20 protein-coding genes and 1 pseudogene are annotated in these 22200 nt (G+C 65.0%); 10 read left to right on the top strand and 11 right to left on the bottom strand.

The window, feature by feature from the left end:
- Positions 1-98: 98 nt before the first annotated feature.
- A complete protein-coding gene (locus SZ64_RS04780) occupies positions 99-1325 on the bottom strand; it encodes a pyridoxal-dependent decarboxylase, exosortase A system-associated (protein WP_054529773.1) in 1227 nt (408 codons plus the stop codon).
- Positions 1322-2848, bottom strand: coding sequence for an acyl-CoA ligase (AMP-forming), exosortase A system-associated (locus SZ64_RS04775; protein WP_054529772.1), 1527 nt, complete (start codon positions 2846-2848; stop codon positions 1322-1324). Before SZ64_RS04775 ends, SZ64_RS04780 begins: the two co-directional genes overlap by 4 nt.
- A 76-nt stretch (positions 2849-2924) precedes the next feature.
- Here SZ64_RS04775 and SZ64_RS04770 point away from each other — a divergent pair, with 76 nt between their 5' ends.
- The 5 genes from SZ64_RS04770 to SZ64_RS04750 all read left to right on the top strand — a co-directional run bounded on the left by SZ64_RS04770 (position 2925) and on the right by SZ64_RS04750 (position 6271).
- A complete protein-coding gene (locus tag SZ64_RS04770) occupies positions 2925-3869 on the top strand; it encodes a GNAT family N-acetyltransferase (protein ID WP_082384715.1) in 945 nt (314 codons plus the stop codon).
- 43 nt (positions 3870-3912) lie between these two features.
- The gene (locus SZ64_RS04765) at positions 3913-4194 is read left to right on the top strand and encodes an acyl carrier protein (protein WP_054529770.1); all 282 of its coding nucleotides are present in this window, start codon (positions 3913-3915) and stop codon (positions 4192-4194) included.
- Positions 4195-4215: 21 nt separating this feature from the next.
- A complete protein-coding gene (locus tag SZ64_RS04760) occupies positions 4216-4881 on the top strand; it encodes a hypothetical protein (protein ID WP_054529769.1) in 666 nt (221 codons plus the stop codon).
- Positions 4878-5663 (top strand): hydrolase 1, exosortase A system-associated, encoded by a 786-nt coding sequence (locus tag SZ64_RS04755; RefSeq protein WP_054529768.1) that lies wholly within the window; start codon positions 4878-4880, stop codon positions 5661-5663. Before SZ64_RS04760 ends, SZ64_RS04755 begins: the two co-directional genes overlap by 4 nt.
- A 149-nt stretch (positions 5664-5812) precedes the next feature.
- Positions 5813-6271 (top strand): surface-adhesin E family protein, encoded by a 459-nt coding sequence (locus SZ64_RS04750; RefSeq protein WP_054529767.1) that lies wholly within the window; start codon positions 5813-5815, stop codon positions 6269-6271.
- Positions 6272-6278: 7 nt separating this feature from the next.
- On the opposite strand, the gene SZ64_RS04745 is transcribed toward SZ64_RS04750, so the two are convergent.
- The 8 genes from SZ64_RS04745 to SZ64_RS04710 all read right to left on the bottom strand — a co-directional run bounded on the left by SZ64_RS04745 (position 6279) and on the right by SZ64_RS04710 (position 14985).
- The gene (locus SZ64_RS04745; protein WP_054529766.1) at positions 6279-7484 is read right to left on the bottom strand and encodes a class I SAM-dependent RNA methyltransferase; all 1206 of its coding nucleotides are present in this window, start codon (positions 7482-7484) and stop codon (positions 6279-6281) included.
- Positions 7481-8869, bottom strand: a complete 1389-nt coding sequence (locus tag SZ64_RS04740; RefSeq protein ID WP_054529765.1) for an NAD(P)H-hydrate dehydratase — start codon at positions 8867-8869, stop codon at positions 7481-7483. The genes SZ64_RS04745 and SZ64_RS04740 overlap by 4 nt, the downstream gene beginning before the upstream one ends.
- Positions 8853-9233, bottom strand: a complete 381-nt coding sequence (locus SZ64_RS04735; RefSeq protein WP_241772980.1) for a hypothetical protein — start codon at positions 9231-9233, stop codon at positions 8853-8855. The genes SZ64_RS04740 and SZ64_RS04735 overlap by 17 nt, the downstream gene beginning before the upstream one ends.
- Positions 9234-9331: 98 nt before the next feature.
- Positions 9332-11188 carry a dihydroxy-acid dehydratase gene (gene ilvD, locus SZ64_RS04730; protein WP_054529764.1) on the bottom strand — a complete coding sequence of 619 codons (1857 nt, stop codon included), beginning with the start codon at positions 11186-11188 and terminating at the stop codon, positions 9332-9334.
- A 134-nt stretch (positions 11189-11322) separates the two neighbouring features.
- Positions 11323-12078, bottom strand: a complete 756-nt coding sequence (locus tag SZ64_RS04725; RefSeq protein ID WP_241772979.1) for an N-formylglutamate amidohydrolase — start codon at positions 12076-12078, stop codon at positions 11323-11325.
- Positions 12048-12854 (bottom strand): 4-(cytidine 5'-diphospho)-2-C-methyl-D-erythritol kinase, encoded by an 807-nt coding sequence (locus SZ64_RS04720; RefSeq protein ID WP_054529762.1) that lies wholly within the window; start codon positions 12852-12854, stop codon positions 12048-12050. The genes SZ64_RS04725 and SZ64_RS04720 overlap by 31 nt, the downstream gene beginning before the upstream one ends.
- Positions 12851-13282 (bottom strand): endonuclease domain-containing protein, encoded by a 432-nt coding sequence (locus SZ64_RS04715; protein ID WP_054532086.1) that lies wholly within the window; start codon positions 13280-13282, stop codon positions 12851-12853. The genes SZ64_RS04720 and SZ64_RS04715 overlap by 4 nt, the downstream gene beginning before the upstream one ends.
- A gap of 56 nt (positions 13283-13338) precedes the next feature.
- A complete protein-coding gene (locus SZ64_RS04710; RefSeq protein WP_054532085.1) occupies positions 13339-14985 on the bottom strand; it encodes an electron transfer flavoprotein-ubiquinone oxidoreductase in 1647 nt (548 codons plus the stop codon).
- A 91-nt stretch (positions 14986-15076) separates the two neighbouring features.
- Between SZ64_RS04710 and SZ64_RS04705 the strand changes: the two genes are divergently transcribed.
- The 5 genes from SZ64_RS04705 (at position 15077) to SZ64_RS04685 (ending at position 20480) form a co-directional block, all read left to right on the top strand.
- Positions 15077-15835 (top strand): hypothetical protein, encoded by a 759-nt coding sequence (locus tag SZ64_RS04705; protein WP_054529761.1) that lies wholly within the window; start codon positions 15077-15079, stop codon positions 15833-15835.
- A gap of 2 nt (positions 15836-15837) precedes the next feature.
- The gene (locus tag SZ64_RS04700) at positions 15838-17598 is read left to right on the top strand and encodes a lytic transglycosylase domain-containing protein (RefSeq protein ID WP_082384438.1); all 1761 of its coding nucleotides are present in this window, start codon (positions 15838-15840) and stop codon (positions 17596-17598) included.
- Between the two features lie 56 nt (positions 17599-17654).
- Positions 17655-18182 (top strand): molybdenum cofactor biosynthesis protein B, encoded by a 528-nt coding sequence (gene moaB / locus SZ64_RS04695; RefSeq protein ID WP_054529759.1) that lies wholly within the window; start codon positions 17655-17657, stop codon positions 18180-18182.
- A gap of 230 nt (positions 18183-18412) precedes the next feature.
- The gene (locus SZ64_RS04690; RefSeq protein ID WP_054529758.1) at positions 18413-19237 is read left to right on the top strand and encodes a hypothetical protein; all 825 of its coding nucleotides are present in this window, start codon (positions 18413-18415) and stop codon (positions 19235-19237) included.
- 160 nt (positions 19238-19397) lie between these two features.
- Entirely contained in the window at positions 19398-20480 is a 1083-nt protein-coding gene (locus SZ64_RS04685; protein WP_054532084.1) for a PA0069 family radical SAM protein, read from the top strand.
- Positions 20481-20574: 94 nt separating this feature from the next.
- Here SZ64_RS04685 and SZ64_RS04680 read toward each other — a convergent pair.
- Positions 20575-22160: pseudogene (locus tag SZ64_RS04680) on the bottom strand (long-chain fatty acid--CoA ligase).
- Positions 22161-22200: the final 40 nt, after the last annotated feature.

Below are 22200 nucleotides of genomic sequence, written 5' to 3'. Positions count from 1 at the left end.
GAAAAGGGTGAACATCTCGTTATCCAAAGGCGCAAATGCCCGGCTTTGGGAGGGTTTTCGGGCCGCTGTCCCGAATGGGGACTGGCGGCGGGGAAAGGTTAAACGAGCATCTCTCGTGCAGGCCCTTGACCCAGGAACATCGCCGGGCTGGCGCTGGCGCCATAGGCACCGGCACAGAACACGGCCACCAGATCGCCCACATCCGCGCGCGGCAGCGCAGCCTGATCGGCTAGACGGTCAAGCGGAGTGCACAGGCACCCCACCACATTCGCCTCTTCCGTAGCGTCAATTCCGAAACGATTGGCAATGGCCAGCGGGTAATTGCGCCGCACCACGGTGCCGAAATTTCCCGAAGCGGCGAGCTGGTGATGCAGCCCGCCATCGGTGATCAGATAGGTCTGCCCATGGCTTTCCTTCCGGTCCACGATTCGCGTCAGATAGACGCCTGCCTCACCCACCAGATAGCGGCCCAGTTCGATGCAGAAATGCGTCTGTTCCAGCAGTGGCGGCAGCGATCCGAAACGGTCGCGCAGTGCCGCCCCGATGGCGGCGATGTCCAGCGGTGCATCGCCGTTGAAATAGGGAATGCCGAAACCACCGCCCATGTTCAGCTTGGGCAGCGGGGCGCCGATTTCCCCTGAGAGCCTCGCGGCTAGGTCCAGCACATTGGCCTGCGTCTCGATCAGGGCTTCCGCATCCAGCGCCTGACTGCCCGCGAAGATATGCAACCCGCGCCAGTCAGCCCCGGCCGCGATCAATTCTCGGGCAAGGGCCGGAACCCGCTCGGCATCGAGGCCGAAGGGCTTGGCACCCCCGCCCATCTTCATGCCGGAACCGCGCAGTTCGAAATCGGGATTCACCCGGATGGCAAGGCGCGGCACCCCGCCCAGACGTTCTGCAATCGCCAACGCCCGGCGGGCTTCATTCTCGGATTCGAGATTGAGCGTCACGCCCGCGCCGATGGCGGCTTCCAATTCGTCATCGCGCTTGCCCGGCCCGGCAAAGCTGACTTTTTCCGGCGCGATCCCGGCGGCAAGAGCCATCGCGAGTTCACCGCCAGAGGCAATGTCGAACCCGTCCACAAGGCCAGCCATTGCGCCAAGCAGCGGGGCGAAGGGATTGGCCTTCACCGCATAGTGGATCGCCAGCCTCTCCGGCATGGCGGCGCGCAGATCGGCAATGCGGCGGGCAATGCGATCACGCGAATAGACGAACAACGGCGTGCCCCCCGCTTCCGCCACAAGCGCGCTGGCCGTCCTGCCACCAAGGGCAAGTTCGCCGTCGAGTATCTCGAAACCAGCGGGGATGGGGCCGAGCGGCTTCATGCGGCAAGCTCCTGCTGCAAGGCCGTGCGGTCGATCTTGCCATTGGGATTGAGCGGCATGGCATCGCGCCAGTGATAGGCACGCGGCTGCATGAAATTGGGCAATTCCTGTGCCAGCAGGCGCGGCAACCGATCCTGCGCATCCTCTGCGTCCGCCTTCGGGCGGACCACCAGATGGACGGCCTGACCCAGCCTTTCATCCGGAACCCCCAGCGCGACCGCTTCGGCCACCAGTCCGGTAGCCAGCGCCGCTTCCTCGATCTCCTGCGGGGAAATGCGGTTGCCTGCACTCTTGATCATGGCATCGCGCCGTCCGGCGAAATAGAGCAGCCCATCCGCATCGCGCACCACCCGGTCACCCGACCAGACGGCCATGCCGCCATAGGCCGATCCGGCAGGCGCGGATTTGAACCGTTCGGCTGTGCGCTGGCCATCCTGCCAATAGCCCTGCGCCACCAGCGGCCCGCAATGGACCAGTTCGCCTTCCACGCCCGGTGCTGTCACTGCGCCATCGTCGCCCACTACCAGCACTTCGGCAAAGGGGATTGCCTTGCCCATGGACGTGGGGTGCGTATCGACCAGCGACGGGTCGAGATAGGTCGAACGGAAGGCTTCGGTCAGGCCATACATCGGGAACAGGCGCGCCTGCGGAAAGATCGCGCGCAGGCGCTGCACCAGTTCCACTGTCAAAGCCCCGCCGCTGTTGGTCAGGCGCCGCAAGGGAGCGGAAGCATCCCGCGGCCAGTCCAGTTCCACCAATTGCACCCACAGAGGCGGAACGGCGGCCAGCGTAGTCACGCCATGCTTCGCGCATGCCTTCACTACGTCGCGTGCGGTGAGATAGTCGATAGGCACCACGCTCGCCCCGGCGCGCCACGCGGAAAGAAGCTGGTTCTGGCCATAGTCGAAGGACAGCGGCAGCACGCCCAGCACTACGTCATCCGCCTCAAGCCCGAGATAATTCGCCACGCTCACCGCGCCGAGCCAGAGATTGGCATGGCTGAGCATCACGCCCTTGGGCCTGCCGGTGGAGCCGCTGGTATAGAGGATCGCCGCAAGTTCGCCCGGATCGGCCTGCGACGGACCGAGCGATCCGCCCAGAGCCTCTGCTTCTGCCCAGACCTGCCCTTCTTCCACCAGAGCGCACCCTGCCGGGACGTCGCCCGCACCAAGGCTGGCAAGCCGCGCGCTATTGCCCATCAGCAAATGCGCACCGCTATCGGCAAGGATGTGGGCGACCTGCGCGTGTTTGAGCAGCGGGTTGACCGGAACATGCACCAGCCCTGCCCGCGCTGCCGCCAGCGGCATGAGGCAGGTCAATTCGCCCTTGGCCGCCCAGCTTGCCACGCGGGCGCCCTTCTCCGGCACCCGGTCCGCCAGCCACGCGGCCAGCAGAGAGATACGCTCCCTTAAGGCCTTGTAGTTAAGGCCGCCTTGCCGGAGAACGAGCGCCATCGCTTCATCCTTGCCGAACAGGGCAAGGTGATCGAGCGGTTTGGCAATCGGATCAGCGGCAACAGGCATCGGGGCTCCGGCTGGGGCTCCACACAGGGGAAGCATTGGGTTGGTCGCGGTCAGCTATCACGACAGGGTTAACGTCTTGCAAGCACTCGATCTTGCCAGCGCGGCACCATTCGACCGGGTCGAATGGTTTACGCTGCTGGAAGAGGAAGGCGGCTTACGTCCCTTTATCGCGCTGGCGGCAGAAGGCAGCCATGCAGCAGCCCTGCCGCTTATGCAGCAGGGGGGCACGCTGGTGCCGCTGGCCAACTGGTATAGTTTCCTGTGGCGGCCACTTGCCACCCCGGGTGCGAATCAGCCCGCATTGCTGGAGGCGATCGCCCGCGATCTTTCCACGAAAAACAGTCGCATGGTGCTGTGGCCCCTGCCCGATGAGGATCGCAGCGCCACCATGCTTGCCGCCGCGTTCCGCGCTGCCGGCTGGGTTGTTATACGACAGGAATGCGACACCAACCACATCCTGCGCCTTTCCGGTCGCAGCTATCAGGCCTATCTCGCATCCCGCCCCGGCCCCTTGCGCACCACGCTGAAACGCAAGGCGAAGAAGCTGGAAGTGGAAATTCATTCCGCCTTCGATCCTGCAGCCTGGGGCGCCTATCAGGAAATCTATTCCGCAAGCTGGAAGCCCGCCGAGGGCAAGCCCGCCATGCTACGCCGCTTTGCCGAACAGGAAGGCGCCGCCGGGCGCCTGCGGCTGGGCATCGCGCGTCATGAAGGCAGGCCACTGGCCGCCCAGTTCTGGACCGTGGAAGCTGGCACTGCCTTCATCCACAAGCTGGCCCATGTAGAAGAGGCAGTTCCGCTTTCAGCCGGCACTGTCCTTACCGCAGCCCTGTTCGAACGGGTGATCGATACGGATCAGGTGGAAATCGTGGATTTCGGGACGGGCAACGATCCCTATAAGAACATGTGGATGGAAGAGACGCGCAAGCGCTATCGCCTCGAATGCCTGCGTCCCGGCAATCCGGCCTGCTGGCCCCGCCTTGTCCGCGCGGGGTTGCGCAAACTGCTGCGCAGGAACTAAGGCTGGGGCTTAACAGGCATTTACCACCCCGACGAAAGACGCGATGAGCAGTTCCACCGACACCGCTGGCCAGACCGACGCAATCCTGCGCGAAATCCTGTGCGACGTGCTGGGGCTAGATCATTCGCGGGTTGATGGGTTCTCCGCCGACACCGGCCTGTTCGGCCATTTGCCGGAACTCGATTCCATGGCCGTGGCCGGGCTGCTGACCGAAATCGAGGATCGGCTGGACATCGTGATCGACGACGATGAAGTCGATGGCGACATGCTGGAAAACTACGGCGCGCTGCTGGCCTTTGCCGAAAGCAAGCGCGGAAACGGCTGATCTCCGGATGGCCTGCGCGCGATGATCGCCTCCTGGCCCAGCCCCTCAGGCGGCGAGGAATATGCCCTCTCCATCGACGCGGGCCGCAAAGGCCGCCTGCTGATCCTGACGCCCCTGTTCGACGAGGCGAACAAGACGCGCCACACGCTGGTGGAAACCATGCGGCGGCTGGACGGGGCCGGGATCGACAGCTTCCTGCCCGATCTGCACGGCTGTAACGAAAGCCTTGCCCCGCTGGAGGAACAGACGCTGGCAAGCTGGCGCGCGGCTGCCACTGCCGCCGCAGCCCATTTCGGCGCGACCCACCTGCTGACAGTGCGCGCTTCCGCCATTCTTGCGCCGCCTGCGCTCCCCGGCTGGCGCTATGCCCCCACCGGCGGGGCGAATATCCTGCGCGCGATGCTGCGCGCCCGCACTATCGCCGCCCGTGAGGCATGGGTGAGCGAGACGAGCGAGAGCTTGATGGAGATCGGCCGCGAAGAGGGGCTGGAACTGGCCGGCTACCGGCTCGGCGCCGCGATGATCCGCGATCTGGAGGCCGCGCGCCTGCCCGATAGCGGGCGGCTGGTTGATCTTGGCCAGCCGACCATCGGCGGCCCCGCCCCGTGGCTGCGCGCAGAACCCGGCTACAGCCCCGCACAGGCCGATATGCTGGCCGCCTTCCTCACCATGGGAATGTCTCTTTGACCCGGCGGCACCTGACCTTCACTTGCGAGGAAGCGCGGCTTACCGGCACGCTGGACGATGCGCCCGGCACCACCGGCCTGCTGATCGTAACCGGCGGGAACGAGACGCGCGCGGGCGCCTTTTCCGGGCAGGCCCATTTGGCCACGCGCATCGCCGCCGAAACCTATCCCGTATTCCGCTTCGACCGACGCGGCGTGGGCGATAGCGAGGGAGAAAATGGCGGCTTCCTGTCCAGCGCGCCCGACATCGCCGCCGCCCTTGCCGCCTTCCGTCAGGCTGCGCCGCAGATCACGCGCATTGTCGGCTTCGGCAATTGCGACGGGGCAAGCGCGCTGATGCTGGCCTGTGGTGCGGGGCTGAACGCCCTCGTCCTGGCTAACCCCTGGACGATCGAGGCCGACGATGGCGCCCCGCCGCCCGAGGCGATCCGTGCGCGCTATTCCGAAAAACTGCGCAATCCAAAGGAGATCGCCCGGCTGCTGACCGGCAAGGTTTCGCTGCGCAAGCTGCTGCGCGGCATCGGGCAAGCCTTGCGCCCCCGGCCCGCCCCCACCACGCTGGCGCAGGATGTGGCCGCCGGGCTGGCCGCATTCCATGGCCCGGCCATGATCCTGCTGGCAGAGCGTGACCGCACGGCACAGATCTTTGCGGCAAGTTGGGACAATGGCGATCCACGCATTCGCCGCTGCCACAATGCGACGCATGCTTTCGTGGAAGACGGTTCCCGGCAGTGGCTCACCGCGCAGTTGCTGGAAGCGCTGGCTGCTGCCTCACAGAGGTGATGCCCCGCTGAGGAATGAAATTTTCTGTTAGTGAACACCCCATCGCGATTCACCCTTGCAGCGTGGGCATTTAGTGCGATTTTGTGGTGAACGGGGCAAATGCAAACAGGAACGAGTCGCTCCCCATCTCTTCTGCGGAGTGATTTCGAATGCGCGCCAGTTTTCTCATCGGCCTTACTGCCTCAACGTTCCTCACGACACCGGCCATGGCCGAGGCGTGGAATGAAGTGGGCGTGTCTGACGCCGTGATCGTCTATGCCGACGTAGACAGCATCCAGAATGTCGGCAGCAACAAGACAATGATGGTATTCCAGGGTTTCGATCTTGGCATGGGCACCAGCGGCAAGGCCTATTACACCAAGAGCCAGATCGAGCTGGATTGCACCAATCACAAGGTGCGCGAATTGCGAATGGACGCGTATGGGATGGACCACGCGATGTTGGCCCCCGAACCGCTCGATACAGCCTGGCAGACCTTTGCCGATGGCACGATCGGCGCGGCCTATAATGCCGTGGCCTGCAATGGCGAGCGCGCTGACATGAGCTATTCCGATCCTTTCGCCGCGGCGGACGAATATTGGGAATACATGTATTATTACGGCGAGTGAGGCCGGATCAGCCTTTCACGAACAGGCTGGCCAGTTCGACATGGGTTGACCAGCGGAACTGGCCGACCGGGCGCAGATGGGTCAGCCTGTAACCGCCCTCGGCCAGCAGCGCCCCGTCACGCGCCCAGCTTGACGGATTGCAGCTGATATAGACGACGCGTTCCACGGTGCTGTCCGCGATCAGCTTCACCTGTTCACGCGCACCGGCCCGCGGCGGATCGAGCACTACGGCGCCAAAGCGGTTCAACTCGTCAAGCTGCAGCGGGTTGCGGAACAGGTCGCGATGCAGGGCATGGACCGGACGGCCGGAAGAGGCCGCCGCTGCCTTGGACGCCAGGAAGGCATCGCGCGAAGCTTCCGCCGCCAGCACCTTGGCCGGGCCTGCCAGCGCGAAGGCAAAGGTGCCGAGGCCGGAAAACAGATCGGCCACGAATTTCGTACCGTCCAGCCATTCACGCGCGCAGGAGGTCAGTGCCTCCTCGCCATCGGCAGTCGCCTGAAGGAACGCGCCCGGCGGCAGCGGCACGGATACCCCGCCGAGCGACACCGTGACCGGGGCAGGCTCCCAACGGACCTCCGGGCCATAGCCTTCATCCACGGTCAGGCGGGCAAAGCCGCTTTCACGGGCGAAATCCAGCAGGGCTTCGGCATCGGCCAGCCCTTCGAAGCTCAGGCCCTTCAGCCCGCAGGCCACGCCCTGTTCGGCCAGCGTCAGCTCGATATCGACGGCATATTTGCCTTTGCGCTGGGCCAGAAGGCGCCGCAGCTTGTTCACCGCATCGAACAGTTCGGGCGCCAGCACCGGGCATTCGGAAATTCCGACGATCCGGTGCGATCCATTTTCATGAAAGCCGATCAGCGGGCTGCCCCCGCCATTCACGGCATGCAACGTCGCCCGGCGGCGGCTGTAAGACGGCGAGAGATGGGCGGGCAGCACATGATCCGCCACCAGCCCCCGGCCCTGCGATTGGGCGGCGTTCACCACCCGGTCGGTTACGAAGGCCGCCAGCATCGCGTCATCGACATGCTGCAACTGGCAACCGCCGCAGGGGCCGAAATGGCGGCAGGCCGGATCGACATGGTGGGGCCCATGTTCCAGCGTGCCATCGATATGCAGCAGATCGCCGGGCGCCGCGAAAGGCGAATGGCGGCCGCTTTCGGTAATGCCGTCACCCTTGGCGGCGATGCGAATGATTTCTTCGGTTTCGGTCACAGGCAGGCCGCGTAGGCGGCCGGGATATGTGTGACAAGTGCCGATGGCGTAAGAACCGGCCCGGCAAGGCGCGCGGCCTCGCCATGCAGCCACACCGCCTCGCAGGCGGCCACGAAGGGATCGGCACCGGTGGCAAGACGGCTGGCAACGAGGCCCGCCAGCACATCGCCCGTGCCTGCCACCGAAAGCCAGCTTGGCGCGGGGCGGGAAATCGCCACCCGGCCATCGGGCGCGGCGATCAGGCTGTCAGGCCCCTTGGCGATCACGACCATTCCGGTGCGCCGCGCCAGTTCCTGCGCCACGGCGCGTTTGCCCTGTGCCGCAATGCCAAAACTCACGGCGAGCCGGGTAAGTTCGCCCTCATGCGGCGTGGCGACGATCGGCGCTCGCCGTCCGGCCAGCATGGCGGGGGCAAGGACCATCAGCGCATCGGCATCGAGCACAATGGGCACTTCGCGCGCCAGCACCTCGCCCAGCAGTCGGTGCGCCTCCTCGCCCCGGCCCAGCCCTGGACCGACGAGTGCGGCGGAAAGGCGCGGATCGGCAAGCGCCTGCGGATCGGTCACCAGATCGGGCGGCGTGCCCATCGGCGCCTGCGCGGCAGCGAGCCGGACATAGCCCGCCCCGCCCCGCATTGCCGCCTCGCTCGCCAGCAGGCCCGCACCGGGCATTGCACCGGGGACTATCGCCAGCAGGCCGCGCGTATATTTGTGGGCATCGGCGGCAGGCGCGTGAACCTGCGGCTTAGCCAGCAGATGCGCCGCACCGGGGACTTCCGCCACGCCGATGGGGACCAGCCTGCGCTCCCCCATCAGGGCAGCGGCGGGCATGGTCCAATGGGCATATTTCCACGCGCCGAGCGAGACGGTCAGCCGGTAATCGGGCAGACCATCGTTGAGCGGACGCCCGCTATCGCTTTCAACACCGCTCGGCAGGTCGATTGCAACGCGCAGCGGATGGCTGTCCGCCAGCCCGCGCAGCAGATCGAGCAAATCCTGTCCCAGCGGCCGGACCAGTCCGCTGCCGAACAGGCAATCGACCAGCACACTGCCCCTTACGCCATCGGCAGCGTCCCGCACTTCGCCGCGATAGAGCGCACGGGCATTGCGGGCGGCGTCGGTCGCGGGGGCCAGCGGCGCGACTACCGTCACCGGCATGCCGCGTTCGCGCAGGGTCTCGGCGATCACATAGCCGTCCCCGCCATTGTTTCCGGGGCCGCACAGCACAGTGACTGGCCGGGGCCAGCCAAGCCGCCAGACCCATTCTGCCGCGCCGCGCCCGGCGATCTGCATCAGCGCATCCACGCTGGTTCCCGCTGCGATCAGCGCCTCTTCCGCCTCGCGCATCTGCGCGACGGTCAATATCTGGTCACTGGCCCTGCGCATCGGGCTTCACCGTAGCGGGGAAACGATAGCGATCATCGCCGACGCGCATGTCCAGCCGCCCGTCCACCAGAGCCGCCTCGCCCTGTTCAGCACCGTCGGCAGGTTCCAGCCCGCGCCCATCGGTCAACACAGTGAAGCGGCGGAAACCGCCATCGGGATGACGCACGATCAGGATGCGGGAACCGTCCTCGGCCGAGCCCTTCTCCACCTCGCATTCGCGCAGGAACCATTGCGCGCCGCCGATGGCACATTCGATCAGTTCATTGCCGCTGGCCGAGCGCGTCGGGGCCGCCTTCGCTTCCTCGGTCGCCGCGGGAGATTTCTCCGCGGCTTCGGGGGAACAGGCGGACAAAAGCATCGTCATTGCGAGGAGCGCGCCCTTCGACAAGCTCAGGGCGAACGGATGTTGGATGGAATATCCCAACTCCGCCCGTGCTGAGCCTGTCGAAGCACGCATGCGAGTTACCCCCGCTTGAGCTGCGAAACGTCCCGCACCGCGCCGCGCGCGGCGCTGGTGGTCATCGCGGCATAGGCCTGCAGCGCAGCGGAAACGCGGCGTTCGCGCGGCTTTTCCGGCTGCCATGCAGCAGCGCCCTTCGCTTCCATCTTGGCGCGGCGATGGGCGAGTTCCTCGTCCGTCACGGCCAGATGGATCGTGCGATTGGGGATGTCGATCTCGATCATGTCGCCCGTTTCCACCAGCCCGATGGCGCCGCCTTCCGCCGCTTCGGGCGAGGCATGGCCGATGGACAGGCCCGACGTACCGCCGGAGAAGCGGCCATCGGTGATGAGGGCGCAGGCCTTGCCCAGCCCCTTCGACTTCAGATAGCTGGTGGGATAGAGCATTTCCTGCATGCCCGGCCCGCCCTTCGGCCCTTCGTAACGGATCACGACAACGTCGCCCGCCTCGACCTGGCCGGTAAGGATCGCGGTGACGGAAGCGTCCTGGCTTTCAAAAACCTTTGCCGGGCCGGAAAATTTCAGGATGGAATCGTCCACGCCCGCCGTCTTCACGATGCAGCCTTCCAGCGCGATATTGCCATAGAGCACGGCAAGCCCGCCATCCTTGGAGAAAGCGTGTTCGGCCGAACGGATCACGCCGCTCTCCCGGTCCGTATCCAGCTCGTCCCAGCGGCGGCTCTGGCTGAAGGCGGTCTGGGTCGGCACGCCGCCCGGTGCAGCCTTGTAGAATTCCTGCACCATGGGATTGTTGGTGAGACGGATGTCCCAATCGGCCAGCGCATCGCCCAGCGTCGGGCTGTGGACCGTGGGCAGCGCGGTGTGCAGCAGCCCGGCGCGGTCAAGCTCGCCAAGGATCGCCATGATCCCGCCCGCGCGGTGCACGTCTTCCATATGGACGTCGTTCTTGGCCGGGGCGACCTTGGAGAGGCAGGGCACCTTGCGGCTCAGCCGGTCGATATCGGCCATGGTGAAGTCCACGCCTGCTTCCTGCGCGGCAGCCAGCAGGTGCAGCACGGTGTTGGTGGAACCGCCCATGGCAATGTCCAGGCTCATCGCGTTTTCAAACGCTTCGAAGCTGGCAATGGCGCGCGGCAGGACGCTTTCGTCCTCTTCCTCGTAATAGCGCTTGGCCAGCGTCACCACGAGGCGACCGGCGCGTTCGAACAGTTGCTTGCGGTCCGAATGGGTGGCCAGCTGCGAACCGTTGCCCGGCAGCGAAAGGCCCAGCGCCTCGGTCAGGCAGTTCATCGAATTGGCGGTGAACATGCCCGAGCAGGAACCGCAGGTTGGGCATGCCGAACGCTCGATCGTGGCGACTTCCTCATCCGTGTAGGATTCGTCCGCCGCGGCGACCATCGCGTCGATCAAATCGAGCGCGACTTCCTTGCCCTTCACTACGACCTTGCCCGCTTCCATCGGCCCGCCGGAAACGAACACGCAGGGTATGTTGAGGCGCATGGCAGCCATCAGCATGCCCGGCGTGATCTTGTCGCAATTGGAAATGCAAACCATCGCATCGGCGCAATGGGCATTGACCATATATTCCACGCTGTCCGCGATCAGGTCGCGGCTGGGGAGCGAATAGAGCATCCCGTCATGGCCCATGGCGATCCCGTCATCCACGGCGATGGTGTTGAATTCCTTGGCGATACCGCCCGCCGCATGGATTTCCCCGGCGACCAGCTGGCCAAGATCCTTCAGGTGCACATGGCCCGGCACGAACTGGGTGAAGCTGTTCACCACGGCGATGATCGGCTTACCGAAATCGCTGTCCTTCATGCCGGTGGCACGCCACAGCCCCCTCGCGCCCGCCATGTTGCGGCCATGGGTGGAAGTGCGGGAACGATAGGCAGGCATGACAAAGGCTCCGAAGTCAGGTTTGCAGGCGCTCTACTTCAGGTAGCGAGCGAGCCGAAGAAGAAAATGGACAAAGTGGGGGCAGCGCCCCTCTTGCTGTCACCCCGGACTGGTTTCGGGGTGACAAGGGTGGATCATTCCCCAATGGCTATCGCCACCCGGTTGCAGATACGCACCAGCCGCTCGGCCCATTCTTCCTGCTGGGCGGAAGTAGTTACCTTGTCCTGCCGGATTTCGACACCGAAGTAAGGCCGCCCCTCCGCCTCGGCATGGACGTTCATCGTCGTATTGAGGATCTTGCCCGAATAGGGCTCGTTCTCGCCAACATGCAGGCCTTCGGCATCCAGCAGGGGAATGGCCACGCGCGATGCCCGGTCATCCTGATTGTACAGCACCCCGCAATCCCACGGGCGATGGCTGTGCGGATCGCTGGCGAGTTGGGGCGTGAAGCTGTGGAGCGAAAGGATCAGCGATGGCGGCGTTTCCACCAGCAGGTGGGCCAGTGCACTGTGATAGGGGCGATAGAAACGCGCCAGCCGCGCCTCGTGCACCCCGCCGCGATTGCCGGGTATTTCCACCCCGTCGCTCACTTCCGGAACGCTGGCGAGGGAATCCTCGTCCCGGTTGAAGTCGCATACCAGGCGGCTGACATTGCCCTGAAAGGCGGCGATGCCGGGGTTTTGTGCCATCAACTCGCCCACCGCGCCAACACCGATGTCGATGGCGATATGATCGTTCATCAGCGCCGGATCGATGCCGAGGTCTATGTCAGCGGGCACGAGGTTCGAAGCATGGTCCGAGATGACGAGGATACCGCCAAAACGCGGAGTGCCCAAAATCCGGTAAGCTTCTTCCTCGATCATCGCAGCCTGCCTTCCATGCGCCACCATTGCGGATGTTCCTGCGCTAGCCGCTCTGCCGCATCGCGCAAGGCCTGCGGGCTGTCGAACAGGGCAAAACAGGTCGCCCCGCTGCCCGACATGCGCGACAGCCATGGGCCTGTGGCTTCAAGATCACGCAACACATCGGCGATTTCGGGGCAGAGCGAGATGGCAGGCGCCTCCAGATCGTTGCGCCCTTCCAGCGCGATCTGGCGCGCACTGCCTTCCGGCATAGGCCCGCGATCCTGCCCGTCCCATGCCTTGAACACCGGCCCGGTGGCCAGCGGAATGCGCGGATTGACCAGCAGCACGGGGGTTCCGGCAAGATCGGCCGGGCCGGGTTCCAGCTGCGTCCCGGTGCCGCGCCCCACGCAGGTCACGCTTTCCACGCAGGCAGGCACATCGGCGCCCAGCCGCGCGGCCCGCTGCCGCCAGTCGTCCGGCAGGCCGTGCGTGCGCTCCACCAGACGGAACACTGCCCCGGCATCGGCGGACCCGCCGCCCAGTCCGGCGGCGACCGGCAGGTTCTTTTCCAGACTGATCGCCAGCCCATCGGCCCGCGGCAAGGTGCCCAGCGCGCGAGCAACGATATTGTCGAAGGGTTCGGTCAGCACCCCGCCGAACTCTCCGGTGACGACAAGGCTGTCCTCCTCCGCCTGCCGCGCGGTGAGTTCATCCCCCGCATCGACAAAGGCGAAGAGCGTTTCCAGCTCATGATACCCATCCTCCCGCCGCCGCCGGACGTGCAGGGCGAGATTGATCTTGGCGTAGGCGGTTTCTTTCACAAATCCTCCCCGTTCCGGGGAGGGGGACCATCCGCAGGATGGTGGAGGGGCACATGTGGGGTCATCGAAGCACCAATCCTGTCACAACAAACCCCAACTACCCGCTCCATCGCCGCCCCGAGATCGTCCAGCACAGCCTTCGCCGGGACACGCAATGTAGCAACACCTTGCGACCTGAGGAAATGGGACCGGGCGGCATCCGCCTTCGCGGCACGTATCCCGGCGTGGGCGAAACCGTCCACCTCGATCGCCAGACGGGCCGCTGCGCAATAGAAATCCAGCACGTAATCCCCTGCCGGATGCTGCCGGCGGAATTTCAAGCCTTGCGGGCGTTTGCGCATTTCCCGCCAGAGCATCGCCTCAGGCAAGGTCATTTCACTGCGCAATTTGCGTGCGCGTTTGACCGTGTCGCGAGGTCCGGTGATCACGCCTGTACCCCTCCACCATCCTGCGGATGGTCCCCCTCCCCCGGCGGGGGAGGATTTCACATATTCGGATAATTCGGACCGCCGCCGCCTTCCGGCGTTACCCATTCGATGTTCTGCGTCGGGTCCTTGATGTCGCAGGTCTTGCAGTGGACGCAGTTCTGGGCGTTGATCACCAGGCTGGGATTGCCTTCTTCCACGCCCACGAATTCATACACGCCCGCTGGGCAATAACGTGCCTCAGGCCCGGCATAGACCGGCAGGTTCACGGTCACCGGAACCTGCGGGTCTTTCAGCTTCAGATGGCAGGGCTGGTCTTCCTCGTGATTGGTGTTCGACAGGAACACGGAGGAAAGCCGGTCGAAACTGATCACGCCATCGGGCTTGGGATAGGCGATAGGCTTGTAGTTCTTCGCCTCTCCGGTTGCGGAGGCATCGGTATGGTGTTCCATGGTGAACGGCAGGCGGATGCCCAGCGTGCGCAGCCACATGTCCGCGCCTGCCAGCACCGTGCCCACAGTGCCGCCGAACTTCGCCACCAGCGGTTCGGCATTCTTCACCAGTTCCAGTTCCCTGGCGATCCAGCTCTGGCGCAGGGCCGCGCCATAACCGGACAGCTCATCATTCTGGCGGCCCGTCTGGAAAGCCTCGGCAATCGCCTCTGCAGCCAGCATCCCGCTCTTCATCGCGGTGTGGCTGCCCTTGATGCGCGGCACATTCACGAAGCCTGCCGAACAGCCGATCAATGCGCCGCCGGGGAATTCCAGCTTCGGCACGGACTGCCAGCCACCTTCGTTGATCGCCCTCGCGCCATAGGAAACGCGGCGGCCGCCTTCTAGAACGGCGCGGATTTCCGGGTGCTGTTTCCAGCGCTGGAATTCCTCGAAGGGATAGACGTAGGGGTTCGCGTAATCGAGCGCGGTGACGAAGCCGAGCGCAACCTGCCCGTTCGCCTGATGGTAAAGGAACCCACCGCCCCAGCTGCCGCTTTCGCTCAGCGGCCAGCCCTGCGTGTGGATCACCCGGCCCGGCACGTGCTTTTCAGGCGCAATGTCCCACAATTCCTTGATGCCCAGGCCATAGACCTGCGGCTGGCAATCGCGCTCAAGGTCGTAATGCGCCTTGAGCCTTTTGGTCAGGTGGCCGCGCGCGCCTTCGGCGAACAGAGTATATTTGGCGTGGAGTTCCATGCCCGGCTGATAGTCCGGCTTGTGGCTGCCATCCTTGGCCACGCCCATGTCCTGCGTGGCGACGCCCATCACCGCGCCGCTCTCGTCGAACAGAACTTCAGAGGCCGGGAAGCCGGGGAACACTTCCACGCCCAGTGCCTCGGCCTTTTCGGCCAGCCAGCGGCACAGATTGCCCAGCGATCCGGTATAGCAGCCCTTGTTGCTCATCAGCGGGGGCATCATGGCGTGCGGCATGTCCAGCTTGCTGCCGGCAGTAAGCACCCAGTGCCAATTGTCGGTCACCGGCACTTCCGCCATCGGGCAGCCATCGTCACGCCAGTCGGGCAGCAGCTCGTCCAGCGCCTTGGGATCGACCACCGCGCCCGAGAGAATATGGGCGCCGACTTCCGAACCCTTTTCAAGGATGCAGACCGTCGCATCCGGGGCGAGCTGCTTGAGACGGATGGCGGCGGCAAGCCCGGCAGGGCCGGCCCCAACCACCACAACGTCATAAGGCATGGATTCGCGTTCGCTCATTTCCCGGCGTTCCCTGATCGAAACTTGTGTCTTCGTGAGCGCAGGAGCCTTGATTGCTGGCGGCTGCGAGGTCAAGACTGGCCGCCAAGATATGGACACGCGCTTTCCCCTCACTCTGGCCCAGCAGATCGCCGCCGCACAGGACTGGTGGCGCGAAGCAGGCGTGGACCATGACTTTGCCGACGCTACGGAAGTCTGGCTGCGCGAGCCGGAAGAGGAAGCGCCCGACACGCCGGTGCGCCCGCCCATCGCCATGCCCGTTGCCGAACCCGTGGCGAAACGCCCCGTCATCGGCGGAGATCAGGCGCAATGGCCGCAAACGCTGGAAGCCTTTGCCGAATGGTGGCTGGCCGAGCCGAGTCTCGACATCGGAGGCGCCCGCCCGCGCATCGCGCCGCGCGGTGCCGCCGGGGCCAGCCTGATGGTGCTGGTGCCCGAGCCTGAGGCGGAGGATGCCGAAACCCTGCTTTCCGGCGCGCGCGGCAGGCTTCTGTCCAGCTTCCTGCGCGCGGCGGGGATTGACCCGGCGGAGGTCTATCTCGCCAGTGCCCTTGCCCGCCATACTCCGGCCGCCGACTGGCCCGCGCTCAAGGCGGACGGGTTGGGCGCAGTCACCCTGCACCACATCGCATTGGCTAAGCCGCGCCGCGTCATCGCCTTCGGGCGCGACATCTTGCCGCTGTTCGGCCACGATCCGGCGCAAAACCCTGCATTTTTGCGGAATATTAACCATCAGGGCGCGAGTTTTCCGCTATTGGCGGAGCGGAGCCTCGATTTTCTGCTGGCGCGCCCGAATGCACGGGCCGGTTTCTGGCAGCGATGGCTCGATTGGACGGACGGCTCGAACTGAATATGGCTCGCACTACACGCAAGGCCTTGGCCCTGTTGGCAGGCGCGACGGTGCTCGCCTGCGCTACTCCGGCGATGGCGGACAGCATCGAATATTTCCACGCCCATGCCACGGGCCGGAATGTGCCCACTCTGCTGCCCCAGTCCGACCGGGAATATTACACCGAAGTCTTCACGGCGATCGACAAGGAAGACTGGCAGAAGGTCCAGGATCTCTTTGCCCAGCGCAAGGACGGGCCGCTCCACAAGGTGGCGCTGGCCGAATATTATCTCGCGGCAAAATCCCCCAAGGTGGAACTGCCGCAGATCGAAAGCTGGCTGAAGGACGGCGCATTGCTGCCGCAGGCCGATCGCATGACGAAGCTGGGCCTCAAGCGCGGCCTTGCTGCCGCGCCCGCTTTGCCCAGCGCGCAGAGCCTCTATCGCCAGCCTTCCATCCCCAAGCGTATCCGCCCCGGCGCGATTGACGATGGCACCATGCCCGAAGCGGTGAAGAGCCGCATTCTGGACCGCATCACCAATGACGATCCCGATGGCGCCCGCGAGGCACTGGGCAGCGTGGATGCCCAGCTCAGCCCCGAAGCTCGCGCCGAATGGCGCCAGCGCGTGGCGTGGAGCTATTACATCGAAAACCGCGACAGCGATGCGCTGGCCCTGTCGCTCACTATCGTGGATGGTGCCGGGCCGTGGGTGGCCGAAGGCCATTGGGTGACCGGCCTTGCCGCATGGCGCCTCAACGATTGCACCACGTCGCTGTTCGGTTTCGAGAATGCCGCACAGCGCAGCACCAATCCGGAACTGACCGCAGCGGCCCATTACTGGGCCAATCGTGCCGCCGTGCGTTGCCGTATGCCTGAAAAGGCCAGCAGCCACCTGCGCGCGGCCGCCCGTTCCGACGAAACGCTCTATGGCATGCTGGCGGCCGAACAGCTGGGCATGACCCTGCCCGACCGCTTCGCGAAGCCCGACTTCAACCAGAAGGACTGGGACCGGCTGCAGGGCAAGGAAAACGTCCGCATGGCCATCGAACTGGCCGAAATCGGGCGGGACGATCTGGCCAGCGAATTGCTGATCCATCAGGCCAAGATCGGCGATGCCGCCGATTACGAGCCGCTTTCCCGCCTGGCGCGCGGACTGGGCCTGCCTTCCACGCAATTGTTCATGGCCAACAATGCGCCTTCGGGCGGCAAGGCAGATCCGGCCTCCGCCTATCCGGCGCCCAAGTGGATGCCGGTTACGGGCTGGGAAGTCGATCCCGCGCTGGCCTATGCCCATGCACTGCAGGAATCGAACTTCCGCACCAGCGCCGTCAGCCCGGCCAATGCGCGCGGGTTGATGCAGATCACGCCGATCACCGTGCGCGAACATGCCCCGCGCCTCAATCTCTCGGCCTCTGCCGTCGATCTCGACGATCCTCGGGTCAATCTCGCATTTGGCCAACAGAACCTTGAAATGCTTCGCGATTCTTCCGCCACGGAAGGCAAGCTGCCCAAGATCATGGCCGCCTATAACGCCGGCCTCAGCCCCGTGACCCGCTGGAACAGCGAAGTGCGCGATCAGGGCGATCCGCTACTCTACATGGAATCCATCCCCTATTGGGAAACGCGCGGCTACGTGGCCATCGTGATGCGCAATTACTGGATGTATGAGCGGCAGGCGGAAAGCGATTCGCCCAGCCGGGTTGCCCTGGCGCAAGGCCAGTGGCCGCTCTTCCCGGGCCAGCCCAAGAACGGGCGCGTCTGGCTTTCCGCGAAACGCGACTGATTCAGCAATCCGGCCGGAATTCCCGGCAGGCCAATCACATTCAGGGGGCCAATGCCATGGCGGTCGATCCCGCACGCACCTTCAAGCCGATCAATATCGCCCTGCTCACCGTGTCCGACACGCGCGGGCCAGATGAAGATACGTCGGGCGACATTCTGGCGGACCGCATCAGGACGGCCGGCCACAAGCTCGTCAGCCGCGAGCTGGAAAAGGACGATGTCGGCATCATCACGGCGCGCCTCAACAACTGGATCGACGACCAGAGCGTGGACGCGGTAATCATCACCGGCGGCACCGGCCTGACCGGCCGCGACGTGACGCCTGAGGCGCTGGACCGCGTGAAGGAAAAGGACATTCCCGGCTTCGGCGAATTGTTCCGCTGGATCAGCTACAACACGATCGGCACTTCCACCGTGCAATCGCGCGCCTGCGCCGTGGTCTCGCGCGGAACCTATGTCTTCGCCCTGCCCGGATCGAACGGCGCCGTGAAAGACGGATGGGACGGCATTCTGGCCGAGCAGCTCGACAGCCGGAACCGGCCCTGCAACTTCGTGGAACTGATGCCTCGCCTCAGGGAGAAGTGAGCGGGCGAGTTAAGATTCATTCTCACATATGCCTGCCAAGTATCTATAAAATAGTCTTCGTCATTCCCGCGCAGGCGGGAATCCAGCTCGCAGGTCGCCACTGGATCTCCGCCTGCGCGGGGATGACGAATGAGGGGGGCAGCCCTCCCCCAAACAAAGTGCTGTCCTACACGCCGTATCGTGCATAATAGCCCTGATTCGCTGTTTGTTCTCATCGGGAGACGCGGATCATGGACTTCACGGCATTCACCGGCACGGCCCACCCCGCCCGCAAGGACGGGTGGAGCGGGGCGCTCAAGATCAAATTCCTCGACCATCTGGCCACCAAAGGCACCGTGCGCGGGGCCTGTGCGGCCGCCGGCATGTCGGCAGAGGCAGCCTATCGCCTGAGGCGGCGCGATGCGCTGTTCGCGCGGGGCTGGGCCGCCGCGCTGGTGCTGGCGCGCGAGGCTGGTTCGGACGAGCTTGCCTGCCGCGCGCTGGACGGGGTGGAGGAAGAAATCTGGTATCGCGGCGAAATGGTCGGCACGCGGCGCAAATACGATACGCGCCTGCTGCTGGCCCACCTCGCCCGGCTCGACCGGCTGGTGGAACAATCTCCGGGCGAAGGTGACGCGGCCCGCTTCCAGGAATTACTGGCCGCGCTGGCTGAAGGGGAGAGTTCCCTTGCATCGCCCGACGATCCGCTGCCGCCTTCCCGCGAGGATTTCATCTCCAAGGCCCGCGAACGCGCCTGGAGCGAGGCCTATCGGACCCCGATCGAGCAGCCCGACGGCGAAGGCGAGTTCGACGAGGAAGAGCGCCGGGATGGCTATTATCCCGAGGACACTCTCGAACAGCGCGAAGATGCCGCCTGGGCTGCCGGCGAAGAGGCCGCGACGGAGGCTGGCGCCCGCTGGGACGAATGGTTCGCGCGTGGCAGCGCGGCCGTGGCCGCCGCCTGCGCTGAAGCGGCCTCACCCCGGCGCCTGCGAGGCTCGGCTTCTTTGCTCAGCACAGTGTCAACCTTGTCAACTTCGGGACTGGGCCTGAGCGCACAAAGGCAGGCCGTGTAGTATGACTTCCGCTCAGCCTGAGCCTGTCGAAGGCCACGCGCCCATATTGCGGCTCGGGCGTGCTTTTCGCCCATGCTTCGACAGGCTCTGCACGAGCGGATGACGAGTTCCTGCGGTGGCGCGCCTTGCCAATGTTCCGCATATGTTCTATGCATTCCCGATGCCCGCCCCTTCCCCTGCAAATGGCCGCGGTGCCCGGTCTTCCGTGCTTTCGCGGCGGTTCAACCTGCCCGCGCGGGAAGCGGACGGGGATTGGCGGGACGAGGCGGAGAGCATCGACGGGCCGCCGCCGAAGCTGCGCACGACAGTGACGGAAGAACATCCGCGCACGATCCTGACCTTCAACAGTTCGCCCGACATTGCCTTCGACCGTTCGGTGAATGCCTATCGCGGCTGCGAGCATGGCTGCGCCTATTGCTATGCCAGGCCCAGCCACGCCTTTCTGGACCTGTCACCCGGGCTGGATTTCGAAACGAAGCTCTATGCCAAGCCCGATGCGGCGCGGCTGTTGCGGCAGACGCTGGCGCGCAAGGGATACAAGGTGCAGCCCATTGCCATGGGCACCAATACCGATCCCTATCAGCCGATAGAGGCGAAATACCGGATCACGCGGCAAGTGCTGGAGGTCTGCCTGGAAACGCGCCATCCTGCGCTGATCACCACCAAATCCGACAGAGTGCTGTACGATCTCGATATTCTTGCAGATATGGCCAGCAAGAAACTGATTTCCGTATCAATTTCGGTCACAAGCCTCGATCCGCGCATGTCCCGCACGCTGGAACCGCGCGCGGCCTCTCCGGAAAAGCGGCTGGCGGCGCTGGCCCGGCTGTCTCAGGCAGGCGTGCCCACCCATGTTTCGGTCGCCCCGGTGATCCCGGCCATCACCGATGGGGAAATGGAGGCGATCCTTGCCCGCGCGGCGCAGGCGGGCGTCGGTTCGGCAAGCTGGATCATGCTGCGCCTGCCCCATGAAGTCGCGCCGATCTTCCGTGAATGGCTGGATGCGCATTTCCCGGACCGGGCGGAAAAGGTGATGTCCATCGTGCGATCCATGCGCGGCGGGAAGGACAATGATGCCCGCTTTTTCAAACGCTTCCGGCCCGAAGGTGCATGGGCTTCTCTGATGCGGGACCGTTTCCGGCTGGCAGTGAAGCGCGCCGGGATCGCGCAGGATTACACTCGGCTTGACTGCACAAGCTTCCGCCCACCCGCACTGGACGGGCAGATGGACCTGTTCGGGTAAGAAACCGGTCATTGCGAGCGTAGCGAAGCAATCCATGGCTCAGCGCGATCCGCCCTGGATTGCTTCGCCGCTCGCAATGACGAAGGGATTGAAGCTACCCCGCCAGAACGTAATCCTTGAACTGCTCGCGCAAATCCTTCTTGCTGATCTTGCCGGTGGCGCCATGGGGCAGCGCCTCCACGAATTCCACCGCGTCGGGCAGCCACCATTTGGCGACCTTGCCGCTCAGGAACTCGCGGATTTCCGCCGCATCCACATGGTGGCCCGGCTTGCGCACCACCACCAGAATGGGCCGTTCGTCCCATTGGGGATGGCGAATGCCGATGGCGGCGGCCTCGGCCACGGCGGGGTGGGCGATGGCCGCATTCTCCAGATCGACCGAACTGATCCATTCCCCGCCGGACTTGATCACATCCTTGGTCCGGTCGGTCAGTTGTAGCGTGCCGTCCGGGTGGATGATGCCGACATCGCCGGTATCGAACCACAGATCGCTGCCCACGGCATCGTGACTTCCCCGGAAATAGCGCTTCACCACCCACGGCCCGCGCACCTGAAGGGCGCCCGCCGTCTTGCCGTCACGCGGCAATTCGGTCTGCATGTCGCCCAGATCGACGCAGCGCATTTCACGCCGAAGGGCACCCTGCCCTGCAGCGCCTGTGCGGAAACCTTGTCCTCGAAGCTCAGCTCGTCCCAATTGGAAGGCTCCGCCCCGGTCGTGCCGATGGGCGATGTTTCGGTCATGCCCCAGGCATGGGTCACCCGCATGCCCGCTTCCATCAGCCGCGCGATCATGGCCCTTGGCGCAGCCGCGCCGCCGATGATGGCCTGCTGCAGATGAGGCAGGCTCTCGCCCGTTTCCTCCTGATGCTTGAACATGGCCAGCCACACTGTCGGCACACCTGCCGAATGCGTCACCTTCTCGCGCCGCATCAGCTCGCACAGCCCCGCCGCATCGTTGGTGGCGCTCATCACCATCTTGGCCCCGGCCGCCGCGCAGGACCATGGCAGGCCCCATGCGGCCGCATGGAACATCGGCACGACCGGCAGCATCACCGATTTCGGCTCGATCGCCAGCAAGGCGGGCTGCAAGGCGCTGACGGCATGAAACACGCTGGAACGGTGCGTATAGAGCACGCCCTTGGGATGGCCGGTGGTGCCGCTGGTGTAGCACAGGTGGCACGGCTCCCGCTCCGGCCCGGTGGCCCATTCGCCCTGCCCATCCTCGCCATCCAGCAGCGCGGCATAGTCGCCATCGTCGAAGCAGACATAGCGGGTGATTGTCAGCCACTTGTCCTTCAGCCGTTCGACAATTGGCGTGAAGGCCGCATCGTAGAACAGCACCCGCGCCTCGGCATGGTTGGCGATATATTCCAGCTGGTCATCGAACAGGCGGGGGTTGATCGTGTGGAGCACCAGCCCTGCCCCGGTGATGCCGTAAAAGGCGGAAAGATGGTGCAGGTGATTCATGCCCAGCGTCGCCACCCGGTCCCCCGGTGCAAGGCCAAGCCGGGCCAGCGCCTGGCGCAGCCGCATCGCATCGTGGCGCACACCGGCCCAGCTGGAACGGGTCTCACTGCCATCGGCCCAGCGGCTGACGATTTCGCGCGCGCCATGTTCCCGCGCTGCATGGTCGATCAGGGCACTGACGCGCAGTTCCCAATCCTGCATTTCACCCAGCATTTGCCTCTCCTCATCCCACGCCTTCATGCCTGTGCTTGCA

Source organism: Erythrobacter sp. SG61-1L (assembly GCF_001305965.1).
Taxonomy (GTDB): Bacteria; Pseudomonadota; Alphaproteobacteria; order Sphingomonadales; family Sphingomonadaceae; genus Andeanibacterium.
The sequence above is the reverse complement of the archived record's forward strand: the minus strand, read 5'-3'. Positions and strand labels throughout refer to the sequence as shown.

Bases quoted from the DNA above. Each gene is read 5' to 3' on its own strand.
- SZ64_RS04750 (WP_054529767.1), top strand. From the start codon at position 5,813: ATGCGCGCCAGTTTTCTCATCGGCCTTACTGCCTCAACGTTCCTCACG.
- SZ64_RS04705 (WP_054529761.1), top strand. From the start codon at position 15,077: ATGGACACGCGCTTTCCCCTCACTCTGGCCCAGCAGATCGCCGCCGCA.
- SZ64_RS04760 (WP_054529769.1), top strand. From the start codon at position 4,216: ATGATCGCCTCCTGGCCCAGCCCCTCAGGCGGCGAGGAATATGCCCTC.
- SZ64_RS04710 (WP_054532085.1), bottom strand. From the start codon at position 14,985: ATGAGCGAACGCGAATCCATGCCTTATGACGTTGTGGTGGTTGGGGCC.
- SZ64_RS04685 (WP_054532084.1), top strand. From the start codon at position 19,398: ATGCCCGCCCCTTCCCCTGCAAATGGCCGCGGTGCCCGGTCTTCCGTG.
- SZ64_RS04700 (WP_082384438.1), top strand. From the start codon at position 15,838: ATGGCTCGCACTACACGCAAGGCCTTGGCCCTGTTGGCAGGCGCGACG.
- SZ64_RS04740 (WP_054529765.1), bottom strand. From the start codon at position 8,869: ATGCGCAGGGCCAGTGACCAGATATTGACCGTCGCGCAGATGCGCGAG.
- SZ64_RS04765 (WP_054529770.1), top strand. From the start codon at position 3,913: ATGAGCAGTTCCACCGACACCGCTGGCCAGACCGACGCAATCCTGCGC.
- SZ64_RS04775 (WP_054529772.1), bottom strand. From the start codon at position 2,848: ATGCCTGTTGCCGCTGATCCGATTGCCAAACCGCTCGATCACCTTGCC.
- SZ64_RS04780 (WP_054529773.1), bottom strand. From the start codon at position 1,325: ATGAAGCCGCTCGGCCCCATCCCCGCTGGTTTCGAGATACTCGACGGC.
- SZ64_RS04725 (WP_241772979.1), bottom strand. From the start codon at position 12,078: ATGGTGGCGCATGGAAGGCAGGCTGCGATGATCGAGGAAGAAGCTTAC.
- SZ64_RS04735 (WP_241772980.1), bottom strand. From the start codon at position 9,233: ATGACGATGCTTTTGTCCGCCTGTTCCCCCGAAGCCGCGGAGAAATCT.
- moaB (WP_054529759.1), top strand. From the start codon at position 17,655: ATGGCGGTCGATCCCGCACGCACCTTCAAGCCGATCAATATCGCCCTG.
- ilvD (WP_054529764.1), bottom strand. From the start codon at position 11,188: ATGCCTGCCTATCGTTCCCGCACTTCCACCCATGGCCGCAACATGGCG.
- SZ64_RS04690 (WP_054529758.1), top strand. From the start codon at position 18,413: ATGGACTTCACGGCATTCACCGGCACGGCCCACCCCGCCCGCAAGGAC.